At 68.5% G+C, this 16060-nt stretch carries 8 protein-coding genes and 1 pseudogene; 5 read left to right on the top strand and 4 right to left on the bottom strand.

Annotated features, from left to right (window positions below):
- Positions 1 to 93: 93 nt before the first annotated feature.
- The 3 genes and pseudogenes from ACFXPL_RS03645 to ACFXPL_RS03635 all read right to left on the bottom strand — a co-directional run.
- Positions 94 to 897 (bottom strand): annotated as a pseudogene (locus ACFXPL_RS03645) (ATP-binding protein); the annotation flags it as partial.
- Complete coding sequence (locus ACFXPL_RS03640) at positions 894 to 2414, bottom strand: integrase (RefSeq protein WP_384911848.1); 1521 nt, start codon at positions 2412 to 2414, stop codon at positions 894 to 896. The gene ACFXPL_RS03640 and the pseudogene ACFXPL_RS03645, both read right to left, overlap by 4 nt.
- Positions 2415 to 2770: 356 nt before the next feature.
- Positions 2771 to 3523: a TnsA-like heteromeric transposase endonuclease subunit gene (locus ACFXPL_RS03635; RefSeq protein WP_384911798.1), complete on the bottom strand. Its 753-nt coding sequence runs from the start codon at positions 3521 to 3523 to the stop codon at positions 2771 to 2773.
- 291 nt (positions 3524 to 3814) lie between these two features.
- Here ACFXPL_RS03635 and acnA point away from each other — a divergent pair, with 291 nt between their 5' ends.
- The 4 genes from acnA to ACFXPL_RS03615 all read left to right on the top strand — a co-directional run bounded on the left by acnA (position 3815) and on the right by ACFXPL_RS03615 (position 10172).
- Entirely contained in the window at positions 3815 to 6529 is a 2715-nt protein-coding gene (gene acnA, locus ACFXPL_RS03630) for an aconitate hydratase AcnA (protein WP_384911795.1), read from the top strand.
- Between the two features lie 327 nt (positions 6530 to 6856).
- Positions 6857 to 7126: a hypothetical protein gene (locus ACFXPL_RS03625; RefSeq protein ID WP_384911793.1), complete on the top strand. Its 270-nt coding sequence runs from the start codon at positions 6857 to 6859 to the stop codon at positions 7124 to 7126.
- Complete coding sequence (locus ACFXPL_RS03620) at positions 7119 to 7748, top strand: DUF6879 family protein (RefSeq protein ID WP_384911790.1); 630 nt, start codon at positions 7119 to 7121, stop codon at positions 7746 to 7748. The genes ACFXPL_RS03625 and ACFXPL_RS03620 overlap by 8 nt, the downstream gene beginning before the upstream one ends.
- 105 nt (positions 7749 to 7853) lie before the next feature.
- Positions 7854 to 10172: an ATP-binding protein gene (locus tag ACFXPL_RS03615; RefSeq protein WP_384911845.1), complete on the top strand. Its 2319-nt coding sequence runs from the start codon at positions 7854 to 7856 to the stop codon at positions 10170 to 10172.
- Between the two features lie 85 nt (positions 10173 to 10257).
- Here the strand turns inward: ACFXPL_RS03615 and ACFXPL_RS03610 are convergent, their stop codons facing one another.
- The gene (locus ACFXPL_RS03610) at positions 10258 to 14160 is read right to left on the bottom strand and encodes a GH92 family glycosyl hydrolase (RefSeq protein ID WP_384911788.1); all 3903 of its coding nucleotides are present in this window, start codon (positions 14158 to 14160) and stop codon (positions 10258 to 10260) included.
- Between the two features lie 411 nt (positions 14161 to 14571).
- Between ACFXPL_RS03610 and ngcE the strand changes: the two genes are divergently transcribed.
- Positions 14572 to 16020, top strand: coding sequence for an N-acetylglucosamine/diacetylchitobiose ABC transporter substrate-binding protein (gene ngcE, locus ACFXPL_RS03605; RefSeq protein WP_384911785.1), 1449 nt, complete (start codon positions 14572 to 14574; stop codon positions 16018 to 16020).
- Positions 16021 to 16060 lie beyond the last annotated feature (40 nt).

Genomic DNA, 16060 nt, shown 5'->3' with positions numbered 1-16060 from the left:
CCAGGTTCGACAAGCGCGGCTACGTCTACCTCGGAACCGTCACCGCGGCCGCCCTCGTCATATGGCTCCGCTCATGATCGCCAGGACACTGCCTAAGCCCTTCCACTCCTCGCCGTAGGGGAACGGGCGGGTGGGGACGAGAGTGAAACGGCCCGAGATCTGAGCACCCCGAGTGCCGGCCAGCAGCTCGCTGGTTTCGAGATTGATACCGGCGTAAACAAAGGTCGCGGGGATCCGCTCGGAGAAGTACTTCAGCGTGTCGGAGACCTCGGCGCCTGCCCGGGTAACCTGCGAGACGTTGTGGATCTCGTCGACGAGCACCAGGCCGGTGCGGGTGTCTGTGCAGACGCCGACCACCGCCTCGATGATGTCCGTCATGTTCGACCTGCCCCGGACTGGCAGTCCCAGGAACCGCGCGAACTCGGCAGCGACCATGCGGGCCGTCGCCGTGGGCGGAACGGTGATGTAGAGAACTGGGATGCGATCGGTGGAGTTCGGGTGGCGGGCACGGTCGAGGAGCTCGTGTGCAAGCCCGAGCTGGGTGATGGCGCTGGTCTTGCCCGTCCCGGGCAGTCCGGAGACCATCAAGCCGCGGCGAGCACTGATCGCGTGCCGGTTGAGCAGGACCAGGCGGCGGCCGCAGACCACCGTCTTTTCGACGAACGAGGTGGCGACCACGAGCATCCGGGCGTGATGGTCGAGCCGGTCCTCGTCGTAGAGCGCTCGCTCAACCGGCGACAGCCGTCGCAACTGGTCCGCAGGCAGCATGACCACGGGCTGGGGTGGTCCTGCGGCGAACCTCCGCCACCCCTCCAGGGTGGTCAACTGCCGGTTCGCCTTGGCGTCGGCCTCCTGCAGAACGGCGCCGTGCCGGGTTGCCGGTTCGGAGATGGTCACGGGCGCCTCCAGGGGTTCGCGAGCGGGTCGAACAGGCCCAGCGGGATGACCTCGGCCAGCTCGGTGTCCGCCTCGTCCGCCGGCATGCCGTCAGTGGCGGGCGGATCGGGGATCGGCCGGTCAGGGGTTGTGGCCCGGGTTCGTGCGGCGACGCGCTGGGACCGCTTGGCCGCAGGGCCCTTCTTCGGGGCGGGGCCGTCGTGGGCCCGCCGCAACAGGGCCGCGGCGGCGTCCGCGATCTGCTCCTCCGTGCCGCCAGGGACCTGTTCGCAAGCGTGGTCCCAGGCCAGCTCCCCGAATGGGACGCCGACGCGCCGAAGATGCTTCCAGAACACGGTGATCCACCGGTCTGTTTCGCCTCGTCGATCGCGTACCCAGATCCGGGACACGTCATAGGGATCGTGGTGGATCTCCCACAGCCCCTTCTTCTCCGCCACCCCCGAGTGCTGGCGGCGCAAAGGACCCAACTCACCGCCGTCATAGGTGCGGTACTTGATCCGGATGCCGTAGCTGTTGATCGCCTGCCAGCGCTCGGGCAACAGCTCGATGTAGTCCTCGCCACTCAGCGGGACGGGGACGTAACCGCAGGACTGCAACAACATCGCGTATTTTTCGTTCGGCGAGAACGACCGCTTGGGAGCATCCGGGTCACGCAGCCCGTCATGCGGTCTGGTCTGCCAGACAGCGATGACCCATTCGTCGAGAAGGTTCTGGAGCTCGGGCAGCGACCACAGCGGACCGTCCTCCAGGTTCCGGCCTCGACGGTCCGGGTTCGAGCCGGTGTAACCCGCGACGAACTGCGCGAAGAGGGTGGCCACTGAACCCAGTGTCTTCTCGATCGTGCCCTTGTCGGTCGGCGTCGCCTTGTGCGCCGGTTGCAGATTGATGCCCAAGTACCGGCAGGAAGAACGGAAGTTGTTCGATACGAACACCTTGCCGTGGTCGCAGACGATCGTCTCCGGAACGATCACCGGCCGTGCCGCCGCGTGCTCCAACCGCTCGTCCAAGGTCAGCAACCGCCGATGCGGCAGAACCGACTGGGACATTCGCAGAGCCTGTGACCAGCCGGGCCGCATCGCCTCCGGGGTGACGCTGCGGGCCAGTAGCGCGGATGCGTCTGCGGCTTTGGTAGTCGGCCGCAGCACCGCCGCGGTGATCGACCTGGTCGCGATGTCAATCATTGCGGTCAACTCGACCTTCTCCGCGATGCCGTCGTCCAAGCGCACCAGCACGTCCAGCGGGGTTGAGTCGATCTGCATCAGCTCGCCCGGCGCACTGGCCGGGACTTCCCCGAACGGACCGGGCGGCCGTGCGTTGACTGATCGGCGAGTGCTGGCCGAGCCTGTCGCGTGAGTGCCCACCGCCAGCTTGCTGTAGAGCCGGTAGAGAGTGGCCCGAGAAGGGATCTCGACGCCCGCGGCGTCCTTGCGGCTGCCCAGGATCTCCTTGGCCCGCCAGACGATGAACCCGATTGTCTTCGACGAATCCTGGCCTGTCTCGCCGATGGCCTGCCGCATTGCCTCCACCACCACCGGGTCGACCTTGCCGAAGGTCGGCATCTGCTTGATCGACCGGCCGTCCGCCAGCCCGGGAAGCCCGTCACGCTGATAGCGCTGCCGCCGCTGCTTGATCCCGCTGGCCGTCACCGCGTTCCCGGTCGCCGTCAACTCGGCCGCCTTGGCCCGCTCGCGCTCGGCCAGTGAATGCTGCTTCGGGTCGAACTCCGGCCGCGGCACCGCACCTTGGGGAGCGTCCGGCGGCAGGCCGTGCAACACCTCCAGGACATGCCCCTCCCACCACAGAGCCCGCTCGGCCGCTGTCTCGGGAAACTCCGCGAGGCGAGCCGTGGGCGGGACCTTCCGAGGCTTTCCGCTCAATGGGCACCCCCACAGGTCAAAGCCACAACCGTGCGCGGCCCCATCAGCTCGACCGAAAGATCTCCGGCGGTCAGTTCCTGGCTCCAGAGCAGATGAAACAAGGCGGGCAGCGTCGCCAGCCGGTCACCTGCCGCGTCCGCCCCGGCCAGCAGCGGCCCCGGCGTCACAAAGATCTCCCGCAGCCTGTCCGCGGCCGTTCGGTGCAGGCACCTCGGGTGCCGGTAGCGCGATAGCCACCGAACATTAGCCAGCAGTACCGCCTCCGGCACTCCGACCCGCGCGAACCCCCATCTGGCTTGGGCGCAGGCGATCCGCGTCACCTCGAACGCCTCAGCGTCCTTCGGCTCGATCCGGTCATCCGAGCGGACGTCGATGACCACCGCCGAGCCGTCCGAGCGGCGTACGAAGTAGTCCGGGGCGTGCCGACGCTCCCTTTTACCGTCGTACCAGTGCAGCCAGAACGGCTGCGAGGCGATCCCCACCACCCCGGGATCGGCGTCCATAAGCACAAGCCTGTCCCGCTGCAGCCAGGACTCGAAGCCGACGTGCTGCCTGGTCGTCGCCGCCCAGTACCAACCCGAGAAGTGACGCTCACCCCGCGACCAGCGAAACGGCCGCACCGGAGCCGCCTCCTCGAACCGGGCCGTCACACAGTCCAGCAGCGGACGCCGCAGCCGCTTGTGCACAGCGTCCACGTACGACAGCTCAACGTACGTCTCCGCAAGATCCACCCCAGCCGGTACAGCCACCCAGCACCCCCAGTGCGATCACCCGAACGACTAGGTTCGCTGAGACGGAAGGCAAAACGACTGGGTTCGCTGAGTAAACGACTCGATTGGATGAGAGCGGTCAGCCGGGCCTGGGCATGACCGATCAGCGGCCATGTATTAGAGTTATCTCGACATCGAGATATCTGTCCGAAGGCGCACCGCGGCCGCCAATCGGTAAGGGTTACCTAACTAAGCCTTACCTTAGCGGATCAGTGAGGAGCCGTGGCGGCAGCATGACGTAGTACGTGCACATTGATGAAGGAGACTGTCGTGTCGGCGAACAGCTTCGACGCCCGCAGCACGCTGCGCGTGGGCGACGAGTCGTACGAGATCTTCAAGCTGGACAAGGTCGAGGGCTCCGCACGCCTCCCTTACAGCTTGAAGGTGCTGCTGGAGAACCTGCTCCGTACCGAGGACGGCGCGAACATCACCGCCGATCACATCCGCTCCGTCGGCTCCTGGGACTCCCAGGCGCAGCCGAGCCAGGAGATCCAGTTCACGCCGGCCCGCGTGATCATGCAGGACTTCACCGGGGTGCCCTGCGTGGTGGACCTCGCCACCATGCGTGAGGCCGTGAAGGAGCTGGGCGGCGACCCGGCGAAGATCAATCCGCTGGCCCCGGCCGAGCTGGTCATCGACCACTCCGTCATCGCCGACAAGTTCGGCACGCACGAGGCGTTCGCGCAGAACGTCGAGCTGGAGTACGGCCGCAACCGCGAGCGCTACCAGTTCCTGCGCTGGGGCCAGACCGCCTTCGACGAGTTCAAGGTCGTCCCGCCGGGCACCGGCATCGTGCACCAGGTCAACATCGAGCACCTGGCCCGCACGGTCATGGTCCGTAACGGCCAGGCGTACCCCGACACCCTCGTCGGCACCGACTCGCACACCACCATGGTCAACGGCCTGGGCGTGCTGGGCTGGGGCGTCGGCGGCATCGAGGCCGAGGCCGCGATGCTCGGCCAGCCCGTCTCGATGCTCATCCCGCGTGTCGTCGGCTTCAAGCTGACCGGTGAGCTGCCCGCCGGCACCACCGCCACCGACCTGGTCCTCACGATCACCGAGATGCTGCGCAAGCACGGCGTCGTCGGCAAGTTCGTCGAGTTCTACGGTGAGGGCGTCGCCGCCACCTCGCTCGCCAACCGCGCGACCATCGGCAACATGTCGCCGGAGTTCGGCTCCACCGCCGCGATCTTCCCGATCGACGACGAGACGCTGAAGTACCTGCGCCTGACCGGCCGGGACGAGCAGCAGGTCGCGCTCGTCGAGGCGTACGCGAAGGAGCAGGGCCTCTGGCTCGACCCGGCCGCCGAGCCCGACTTCTCGGAGAAGCTGGAGCTGGACCTCTCCACGGTCGTCCCCTCCATCGCGGGCCCGAAGCGTCCCCAGGACCGCATCATCCTGGCCGAGGCCAAGGCGAAGTTCGCCGAGGACGTACGCAACTACGTCTCCGAGGACGAGGAGGCGGGCAAGGAGTCCTTCCCGGCCTCCGACGCCCCGGCCTCCGCCAACGGTGTGCCGAGCCGCCCGACCCTGGTCACGGCCCCCGACGGCTCGACGTACGAGATCGACCACGGCGCCGTGACCGTCGCCGCGATCACCTCCTGCACCAACACGTCGAACCCGTACGTGATGGTCGCCGCCGCGCTCGTCGCGAAGAAGGCGGTGGAGAAGGGCCTGAGCCGCAAGCCGTGGGTCAAGACCACTCTCGCCCCGGGCTCGAAGGTCGTCACCGACTACTTCGACAAGGCGGGCCTCACCCCGTACCTCGACAAGGTCGGCTTCAACCTCGTCGGCTACGGCTGCACCACCTGCATCGGCAACTCGGGCCCGCTGCCCGAGGAGGTCTCCAAGGCGGTCAACGAGCACGACCTGGCGGTCACCTCGGTGCTCTCCGGCAACCGTAACTTCGAGGGCCGGATCAACCCCGACGTCAAGATGAACTACCTGGCGTCCCCGCCGCTGGTCGTCGCGTACGCCCTCGCCGGGTCGATGAAGGTGGACATCACCAAGGACGCCCTCGGCACGGACCAGGACGGCAAGCCGGTCTACCTCCAGGACATCTGGCCCACCGAGGCCGAGGTCAACGACGTCGTGGCCAACGCCATCGGCGAGGACATGTTCAACAAGTCCTACCAGGACGTCTTCGCGGGCGACGCGCAGTGGCAGGCGCTGCCGATCCCCACCGGCAACACCTTCGAGTGGGACCCGCAGTCCACCTACGTCCGCAAGCCCCCGTACTTCGAGGGCATGGCGATGGAGACCACGCCGGTCGAGGACATCACCGGCGCGCGCGTGCTGGCCAAGCTGGGCGACTCGGTCACCACCGACCACATCTCCCCGGCCGGCGCGATCAAGGCCGACACCCCCGCCGGTACGTACCTGACGGAGCACGGCGTCGAGCGCCGCGACTTCAACTCGTACGGTTCGCGGCGTGGCAACCACGAGGTCATGATCCGCGGCACGTTCGCCAACATCCGCCTGCGCAACCAGATCGCGCCGGGCACGGAGGGCGGCTACACCCGCGACTTCACGGTGGACGGTGCCCCGGTCTCGTTCATCTACGACGCCTCGCGCAACTACATCGAGCAGTCCATTCCGCTGGTCGTCCTGGCGGGCAAGGAGTACGGTTCCGGCTCGTCCCGCGACTGGGCCGCCAAGGGCACCGCGCTGCTCGGTGTGAAGGCCGTCATCGCCGAGTCGTACGAGCGCATCCACCGCTCGAACCTGATCGGCATGGGCGTTCTCCCGCTCCAGTACCCGGAAGGCGCCTCGGCGCAGTCCCTGGGGCTGACGGGCGAGGAGTCCTTCTCCTTCACCGGCGTCACGGAGCTGAACGAGGGCACCACCCCGCGCACCGTCAAGGTGACGACGGACACCGGCGTGGAGTTCGACGCGGTGGTCCGTATCGACACCCCGGGTGAGGCGGACTACTACCGCAACGGCGGCATCATGCAGTACGTGCTGCGCAGCCTGATCCGCAAGTAGCGCTCACGGCTCGCGCCGAGCACACGGCCGAGGGCCGTGCCCCGTACGTACGTGTACGGGGCACGGCCCTCGGCGTATGTGTGGGTGGGTCCGGGAAGTATCGATTCATCCGGTGAGTTTCATCAGTCGGATCATCCGTCCGCTGGGCGCCGGGATCGTCTGCCTCGTGGGCGGCCATCGGTCACGGACGGTCGCCGTACCGTTGATTCCGGTTGTGGAGACGGGGTATTGGCGTGAACTTGCCCCCACCGCATGTTGCTCTCCGTAACCATTCGGATATACAATAGATAGCGGTTGTGTGCTCAACCAAACCGAGTGGAGGCAAGGATGCAGCGTGCTTGGGAGGCCGATCCGACCGCGTTATTTTCCCGGCGGCTGGGAAAGTCGGCCAAGGAGTTAGGGAATTCCGACGGCCGGGACCAGTGCCCGGACATCTGGCAGCTCGACAACGGCGATATCGCCGTGATCGGCAGGGACCTCACGTCCCACTACGCGCCCCGGCTGCCGGACGGCGTCGCCCTCGCCGCGGACGAGCGGCTCGTGGTCATTCCGGGGAACATGCTCCGGGCCGCCAAACCGGATATCGCCGATGCTTGACCTCCGCGCCCCCGCCCTGCGCCGCGAGCGGGGTGTGCGACTCTCCGGGGAGGCCTACCGGCGGGAGTTCCGGGAGCGGGACGCGGCGGTCCGCGACCGGGACTCGTGGAAACTGGAGCGCCGGCAGCACTTCGAGGAACAGGGCAGCCCCAGTCGTGACGCGCTTTCCCGGGGCGACTGGGTGGAATCTCTGAGGCTCATGGAAGAGCGGCGCGAGAATCTCCTCGCCGTCGCCCGCGAGGACGAGCGGCGCAATTCCCTGTTCCATCGGGTACGGGTGGTCGAACAGCCGCTGACGCCCTATCTGCAATGGGAGCTGCATTCGCTGCGACAGCAAGCGAAATGCGGAATGCCGGTACGAGTGGTCGGTGCCGGCCTGGTGACCTCCTCGGAGAGCGACGGACTTCTTCCGGAACTGGTCGTCCTCGGCGGGGATGTGCTGTACCAGGTGCTCTACACCGAATCCGGCGTTCCCGACGGCGCGGTCCGTCATACCGACCCCGAAGTCATCGGGGACTGGGAAAGCTACATCAAGTATCTCTACCGGGCGGGCGAGGACGTGATGAGCTACTTCGACCGCGAAGTGGCCCACCTTCCCCCGCCGACACCGAAGGCGGATTGAGCGATCAACGAGTCCAGCAGAAGCGAGGATCACCCCGCCAGGTCGCGGAACGACCTGTCGGGGAAGTCCCGTGATGTCGTACAGGCGGGAAGCGTCAGCGGTGGAATTCATTTCCACGACCGCGGCGCGCCGGCGGATGACGGCTCCTCGAATCACACCCCACGGCAACTCCCCGCAGATGTAAGGCAATTCGTCAACCGTACGGACGAACTCGACCAGTTGAACGCCGTGTTGGCCGACGAGGCCGGCCGGCCGCTGGTCATCTCGGTCTGCGTCATCGCGGGTACCGCCGGTGCGGGAAAGACCTCGCTCGCGCTGCGCTGGGCCCATCAGGTCCAGGAGCGCTTCCCAGACGGGCAGCTTTACGTCAATCTGCGCGGCTACGACCCGGGGGAGCCGGTCACCGCCCAGGAGGCGCTGCACCGGTTCCTGCCCGCGCTCGGCGTACGCCCCTCCTCGGTGCCGCAGGATCCCGACGCCGCCGCCGCGCTGTACCGCTCCCTCCTGGCCGACCGGCGGATACTGATCATCCTCGACAACGCCGCCACGGTCGCCCAGGTCCGCCCGCTGCTCCCCGGCAGCAAGGACTGCCTCGTGGTCGTGACCAGCCGCAGCAGACTCTCCGGGCTGGCCGTCCGCGACGGGGCGCGCCGGCTGACGCTGGGCACCCTGCCCCAGCCGGAGGCCGTCGCCCTCCTCCGCGCGGTCACCGCCGGATACCGGCCGGAGGACGACGCGGACAAGCTCACCGAGCTGGCCGAACTCTGCGCCCGGCTGCCCCTGGCGCTGCGGATCGCCGCCGAACGCGCCGCGAGCCACCCGCACATGCGGCTCGACGACCTGATCGCCGACCTGCGGGACGAGAGCGCCCTGTGGGACGCCCTCTCCACCGGCGACGACGAGGAGGCCGAAGCGGTCCGTACGGTCTTCGCGTGGTCCTACCGCGCCCTGCCCGACCAGGCGGCCCGTCTGTTCCGGCTGCTCGGCCTCCACCCGGGACCCGAGTTCGGCCTGCACGCCGCCGCAGCGCTCAGCGCGCTGACCCCCGGCCGCAGCCGCCAACTGCTGGACTCCCTCGTCGGCGCCCACCTGCTGGAGCAGACCGGCCCCGACCGCTACCAGTTCCACGACCTCCTGCGCGCCTACGCCACCGACCAGGCGACGCAGGAGGAGCCGGCCGCGGAGCGGGACGCCGCGCTCCACCGCGTGCTGGACTGGTATCTGCACACCGCCGACGCCGCCCAGAGCTGGATCAGCCCGGCGGAACCCCACCTGGACCTAGCCCCGCCCACCGCCGGCGCGCGGCCGGGGACCTTCACGGACTACGACGCCGCGGTGGACTGGGCGGAGCGCGAACACACCAACCTGCTCCAGGCCGTACGCACCGCCGCCTCCGCCGGACACGACGATCGCGCCTGGCGACTCGCCGGCGTACTGGCGAACGCGCGGTACCCCTCAGCCCCGACGGCGGACTGGCCGGCCGTCGGCCGGATCGGCCTGGCCGCCGCACAGCGGCTGGGCGAGCGCGCGGGGGAGGCGCTGCTCCTCACCGAACTCGGCATGGGCTACGCCCGTACCAACCAGCTCGCCGAGAGCCATGAGAGCCACCGGAGCGCCCTGCTGATCTGGCGTGAGCTGGGGGACAGGCTCGGCGAGGCCCACTCGCTCAACCTGATCGGCCTGTTCCACCTCCGCAACCGTCAACTGACGGAGGCGGCGGACCACTTCGCACAGGCCATCGCCGTCTTCCACGAACAGGGCTCCGCCCACTGGGCGGCCACCACGCTCTCCAACCTCGCCAGCACCCACTACGGGGCAGGCCGGCTCCCGGAGGCCGCCACCGTCACCCAGCAGGCGCTGGAGGCCCACCGCTCCCTGGAGAACCAGCGGGGCGAGGGCAACATCCTGCGCCTCCTGAGCCAGATCGAGTGCGAGCAGGGGGAGACGGAGAAGGCCCTCGGGTCCGCCCGGGCCGCCGTCGACATCGCCCTCACGCTGCGCGACCACCGGCTGGAGGGCTACTGGCTCCTGCCGCTGGGCGACGCCCAGCGCGTGAGCGGCGCGCTCGCGGACGCCCTGGAGTCGTACCAGCGCTCCGCGACGCTCCACCGCCGCCTCGGCAACCGCAGCCGGGAAGCCCAGGCCTGGCACGGCGCGGCCCTCACGTACGGCCGGCTCGACCGGGGCGAGGAGGCCGCGCACTTCCACCGGCTGGCCGCCATGGCCCACCGGGACCTGGGAGACACCTGGGACGAGGCGCAGGCCCTGGACGGGCTCGCGGCCACCCGGCTCGGCGACGATCCGGCGACGGCGGCGCGTCACTGGACGGAGGCGCTGGGTCTCCTCGACGGCTACGACGACCCCCGGGCGACCGCCCTGCGCGACCGCGTCCAGCGCGATCTGGCGGCGGCCCGGCCGCAGTGACCGGCGTGCCGCCGCACCACAGAAAGGCAGGGGGCGGGCCACCCGGCCTTCGCCGGTGACCCGCCCCCGCCGCGGAGCTGAGCCGTCAGCGCAGCAGCTCCACCTCCGCCAGGGCCGCCGGCGCGTCGCTCACCAGGCGGTACTTCGTGTACGTCCCCGGCTTCGCCACCGTGAAGACACGGGTCTGCCGGTCCCAGGCGAAGGACTCCTTCGACCGGGTGTCCAGGGTGCGCCACGTCGTACCGTCCGTGGATCCCTGCAACGTCCACCCCGTCGGCGCCTTGCCGGCCGCGGCCGACGTCAGCGTGTACTGGACCGCCTTCGTCGCCGACGCGACCGGCAGCTCCACCGACTCCACCGGCGCCTCCGTGCGCGAGGTGTTGTCGAAGAGCGGACCCGCCCCCGTCAGGGCGTCGGTACGCGGTGACGGCACCTTGTCGTCCCGCGTGATCGAGACCGGCGCCGCGTCCCGGCCCTTGGCATCGGCGCCGCTGCCCGCTCCCTTGCCCTTGCCCGTGCCCCAGGACGAGGGCTTCGGGCCCATCGCGAACTCCACCGTGCCGCCCCGCGCCAGCACGTCGTGCGGCAGCGCCGTCGAGTTCCAGCTCTTCCCGTTGACCTTCAGGCCCTGCACGTAGATGTTCTTCTCGCTGTTCTTCGGCGCCTTGACGACCAGGGTGCGCCCGTTGTCCATCCGTACGGTCGCCTTCGTGAACAGCGGTGAGCCGACCGCGTACTCCCCACTGCCCATCACCAGCGGATAGAAGCCGAGCGCCGAGAAGAGGTACCACCCCGACTGCTCGCCGTTGTCCTCGTCACCGTGGTAACCCTGGCCTATCTCGCTGCCGGTGTAGAGCCGGCCCAGCACCTCGCGGACCTTCTCCTGCGTCTTCCACGGCTGCGCCGCCGCGTCGTACATGTACGTGACGTGGTGGGCGACCTGGTTGGAGTGGCCGTACATGCCCATCCGTACGTCGCGCGCCTCCGTCATCTCATGGATGACGCCGCCGTACGACCCCTTGAACTCCGCCTCGGCCGTCTCCGGCGTCGCGAAGTACGTGTCCAGCTTCTGCGCGAGGCCCGTGCGCCCGCCGTACAGGTTGGCCAGCCCGCGCGAGTCCTGAACGGCCGTGAACGCGTAACCCCACGCGTTCGTCTCCGTGTAGTCGTAGCCCCAGACCCTCGGGTCGAACTTCTCCGACGGGACCCGCCAGTCGCCCTTCAGGTTCCGGCCCTGGAAGAAGCCCGCCTGCTTGTCGAAGAGCGAGACGTAGTTCCGCGCCCGGTTGAGGAAGTACGCGGACTCCTCCTTGTACCGGGCCTTCCCCGTCTTCTTGTGGAGCGCCTCGCCCATCTTCGCGATGCCGTAGTCGTTGAGGTAGCCCTCCAGCGACCAGGACAGGCCCTCGTGGGTCTCCGTGGAGGCGTAGCCGAGGAACGGCGACGTCTCCGTGCCCTTGCGGCCCACGCCCGCGCTCGGCGGCGCCACCGTCGCGTTCTTCAGGGCCGCCTCGTACGCCGCCTCCGCGTCGAAACCGACCCCCTTGACGTACGCGTCCGCGAAGGCCACGTCCGAACTGGTGCCGGTCATCAGGTCGGCGTAGCCGGGGGAGGACCAGCGGGAGATCCAGCCGCCGTCCTTGTACTGCTGGACGAAGCCGTCGACGAGGGACCCCGCCTTCTTCGGGGTGAGGAAGGAGTACGCGGGCCACGTCGTCCGGTACGTGTCCCAGAACCCGTTGTTGACGTACACCTCACCGTCGACGATCTTCGCGCCCGTTTGCGTCGGGGTGTCCGTCCCGGTCTTCGGCGAGAAGGGGCTCGCGTACTGCTGCTTCGGCCGCGCGGCCGAACCGGTGTTCTCGAAACCGGAGTTGGGGTAGAGGTAGAGCCGGTAGAGGCTGGAGTAGAGCGTGGTGAGCTGGTCGTGGTCCGCGCCCTCCACCCGCACCCGGCCCAGGATGTCGTCCCAGGCGCGCTGCGCCCGGTCCTCGACCCGCTCGAAGCGGGTGGACGCCGGGATCTCCTCGGCGAGGTTCTTCTTCGCCTGGTCGAGGCTGATCAGCGAGGTCGCCAGGCGCAGGGTGACGGTACGGTCGGCGCCGGCGTCGAAGCGCAGGTAGCCGGTGACGTCCGCGCCCCCGCCGCCGGCCAGCTTGCCGCCGGCCGTGACCGGCGCGTCGAAGACGCCGTACACGAAGAGGCGGGTCGCGCCGGTCGACAGTCCGCTCCGTACGTCGGAGTACGCCGTGAAGGAGCGGGTCTCCGGATCGAGGGTGAGCCCGCCCGCGTTGGAGACGTTGTCGAGGATCATGCTCGCGTTGTCACCCGGATAGGTGGTGCGCACCATCGCCGCGTGGTCGGTCGGGACCATCTCGGTCTTCAGACCGTTCTCGAAGGTCACCCCGTACCGGTGCGGCTTCGCGGTCTCGTTCTCGTGCCGGAAGGGCAGCGCGCGCGCCGTGCGGGAGGCGTTCGGGGTCCCCTCGGCCACCGACGGCATGAGCTGGAAGGTCTGCCGGTCACCCATCCACGGGCTCGGCTCGTGGCTCGCGGCGAACGCCTGGAGGGTGGGCAGGTTGTCGGCGTTGTTGCCGCGGCTGTACTCGTAGAGCCAGCTCGACGAGCCGGCGTTGGTCACCGGCGTCCAGAAGTTGAACCCGTTCGGTACGGCCGTCGCGGGGAAGGTGTTGCCGCGCGAGAACGAGCCGCTGGAGTTGGTGCCGCGCGTGGTGGAGGCGTAGTCGGAGAGGCGGGAGAGCGGCTTCTCGGCCGCCCTGGGTGCCAGGGTGATGTCGTCGATCCACCCCTCGAACTCCCCGGGGCCCGTACGGGAGTCGTACGCGATCAGGATCCGGTCGACGGTCCTGCCCTGGGCGACCTGGCCGATCCGGGCGTCCACCTGGTTCCACTGGTTGACGTAGAGCCGCTTGGCGTCGCCCTGGCCCTGCGGGGTCAGCGCCCCGCCGTGGGAGTCGCGCGCGTTCAGGTCGCTCAGATAGGTGCCGTCGGTGAAGGCGAGGTCCACCGACACGTTCGTGGCGGGGTAGTTCAGATCCGTACCGGTCATCGAGGGGTGGATCCGGTACGAGAGCGCGGTGTCACGCCGTACGGCCACATTCACGTCGAAGATCTTGTTGTACGAGTAGGCGCGCCCCTCCGCCCGGTGCGTGCCCGCGTACTTCAGGGCCCGCTTCCCGGTGAAACCCGCACCGGACTTGGCGGTGGGGGAGCCGACGGGACCGCGGTCGACCTGGGTGCGCATGTCCTGGGGCGCGGGGGTGCTCGTACTGCCGTCGGAGAACTGGACATCGGCCAACTGGACGGCGTCGGAGGCGCCGTTGTTCGCCGTGATGTCCAGCCGGTAGTGCCGGTACGCGCCGACCGCAGCCGTATCGATGTCGAAACTGGCCGTCCTGAAGCGCTCCGGGAAGGTCTGGCCCGTGCGGGTGTCCAGGTCCTTCCACTCCTTGCCGTCGGCTGAGCCCTGGAGCTTCCAGTCCCGGGGGTCGCGCTCCGCGTGGTCGTTGGCCGAGGTCAGCGCGTACGTGAGGACCTTGACCGGCTCGTCAAGGTCGAACTCGACCCAGGCGGTGGACGTGAACGCCAGCCACTTCGTGGCGGACCGCACGTCGACCAGGTTCTCCTTGGTCTCGCCGCCGCCGGTGTTCTCCCCGCTCGCGCGGAGATCCACCACCCGGTCGGTGACATTGCCCGGGATGCCGCCCGCGAGGCCGCCGTCGACACCGGAGGACCGCTTCTCGCCGCCCGGGCCCACATCGACGGTGTTGCGCCAGTCCGGAGGGGATTCCTCCTGTTCGAACGAGGACGTGAATTGTCTTTCCGCCGACGTCGCACGTGGTGGGGCGGTTTGTGCCGCGGTGGCGGACTGGGCCGTCACGACGAGCAGTGAGGCAGCCGCCACCAGGGCGGCCGAATGCCATGGTCGGGGACGGAGTCCGGGATTGAGCCGCATACCGAGCTGCATACCGAGCTTTCCTCCTGCGTACCGAGCTGGACAACGTTGTCAAACCAGAGGCGCAGGGTCCAGTAGGAGGCAAGTGCACAGTGGTGTCAAGGGTGTTGTAGCAACGGCGTGTCCGGAAGTGGACGTGTGGGAAGGGCCGGTGCGGTCAAGAGCGACGGTCGACCGGTGCGGATATCCGGCAGGTCTCAACTAGGGAAAGACTGCCGCCCAAACTCCCTTTTGATCTTGCTCAGTTGACAGGAAATGGACTATACCTGTCGGCGTCCGCCCCTGATGGCCGAACATGATCGAGCACCACATTCCTGCACGACCCAGCTTCATTCGACCGCGGTGGCGGAGCCCTTCTCCTCAGGTGACAAGGACGGGCGACCGGTACACCGCCTGAGTCCTGGAGAAGGCGAGGACTTGAGCATGGGATCCACCTCCGCTCGGAACGACAACGCGGGCCTCGGCCGTCGTGATGTGATCAAGCGGTCCGCCGCGATCGGCCTGATCACCGTCCCGACGATGAGCTTCCTCGCCTCGTGCGCGAGCAGCGACAGCGGCAGCGACAAGAAGGTCGAGAAGGGCAAGACGTCCCAGAAGAACCCGCTCGGGGTGAACGAGAGCGCGCCGCTCGACTTCGTCCTGTTCAACGGCGGATTCGGTACGCAGTACGCCAAGGACGCCGTCCAGCAGTACCGGACGGCCTTCCCCGAGGCGGAGGTGAAGTTCGGCGCCACCGAGAAGATCCAGTCCGAGCTGCAGCCGCGCTTCAACGGCGGCACCCCGCCCGACCTGATCGACAACTCCGGCGCCGAGCAGATGGACATGGGCGTCCTCGCCGGGAAGAAGCAGCTCACCGACCTGACACCGCTGATGGACGCCCCGTCGTACGACGACCCGGCCAAGAAGGTGCGCGACACGCTGCGGCCCGGCGTCCTGGAGATGGGCCGGCTCGACGGCGACCCCGTGTGGATCATGTACTACGCGTACACGGTGTACGGCGTGTGGTACTCGCAGACCGCGCTCGACAAGCTGGACGCCGAGTACCCCGAGGACTGGGACGGGATGCTGGCCCTCTGCGAGAAGGCCAAGAAGAAGGGCATCGCCGGATGGACGTACGCCGGCAAGTACCCGTACTACCTCCCCTTCTCGCTCTACCCGTTCATCGGGAAGATCGGCGGCCGTGAGGTCCTGGACGCCATCGACAACCTGGAGCCGAACGCCTGGAAGCACCCGGCCGTGAAGTCCGCGTTCGAGGCGTACTTCGAGCTGTTCAAGAAGGGCTACATCCTCCAGGGCACGCCCGGACTCGACCACATCCAGTCGCAGACCGCGTGGACCGAGGGCAAGGCGCTCTTCATCCCCAACGGCTCCTGGGTGGAGAACGAGGCGGCGAAGACCACGCCGAAGGACTTCCAGATGAAGGTGGCCGCGCCGTCCGGCCTGGACAGTTCGGACAAGCTGCCGTTCGGCGCGCTCTGGGCCTCCGGCGGCGAGCCGTTCATCGTGCCCGCGAACGCCAAGAACCCCGACGGCGGCATGGAGCAGCTCCGCATCATGCTGAGCGAGGGGTCCTCGAAGAACTTCACCTCCAAGGTGAAGTCCCTGACCGCCTACAACGGCGGCACCGACGGCCTCACCCTCTCCACCGCGCTCCAGTCCGGTGTCGACGTACTCGCCAAAGCGGGTGACAACGTGCTCAACCCGCGGCTCCAGGACTGGTATGTGGAGCTGCAGAAGCAGAAGATCGGGGTGGGCGTGCTCGGCGAGCTGATGGCCGGGCGCATGACGCCGGCCGAGGCGGTCAAGAAGTGCCAGGAGTTCGCGGACGCCACGGCCAAGGACAGCTCCATCAAGCACTACAAGCACCAGTAGCACGCAGCGGCACGGTAACGTCCGGAGGCCCCGCGTATCA

It is taken from the genome of Streptomyces sp. NPDC059092, from assembly GCF_042756365.1.
Classification (GTDB): domain Bacteria; phylum Actinomycetota; class Actinomycetes; order Streptomycetales; family Streptomycetaceae; genus Streptomyces.
The sequence above is the reverse complement of the archived record's forward strand: the minus strand, read 5'-3'. Positions and strand labels throughout refer to the sequence as shown.

Bases quoted from the DNA above. Each gene is read 5' to 3' on its own strand.
- ACFXPL_RS03640 (WP_384911848.1), bottom strand. From the start codon at position 2,414: ATGCGGCAGGCCATCGGCGAGACAGGCCAGGATTCGTCGAAGACAATC.
- ACFXPL_RS03625 (WP_384911793.1), top strand. From the start codon at position 6,857: ATGCAGCGTGCTTGGGAGGCCGATCCGACCGCGTTATTTTCCCGGCGG.
- ACFXPL_RS03620 (WP_384911790.1), top strand. From the start codon at position 7,119: ATGCTTGACCTCCGCGCCCCCGCCCTGCGCCGCGAGCGGGGTGTGCGA.
- ACFXPL_RS03610 (WP_384911788.1), bottom strand. From the start codon at position 14,160: ATGCAGCTCGGTATGCGGCTCAATCCCGGACTCCGTCCCCGACCATGG.
- ngcE (WP_384911785.1), top strand. From the start codon at position 14,572: ATGGGATCCACCTCCGCTCGGAACGACAACGCGGGCCTCGGCCGTCGT.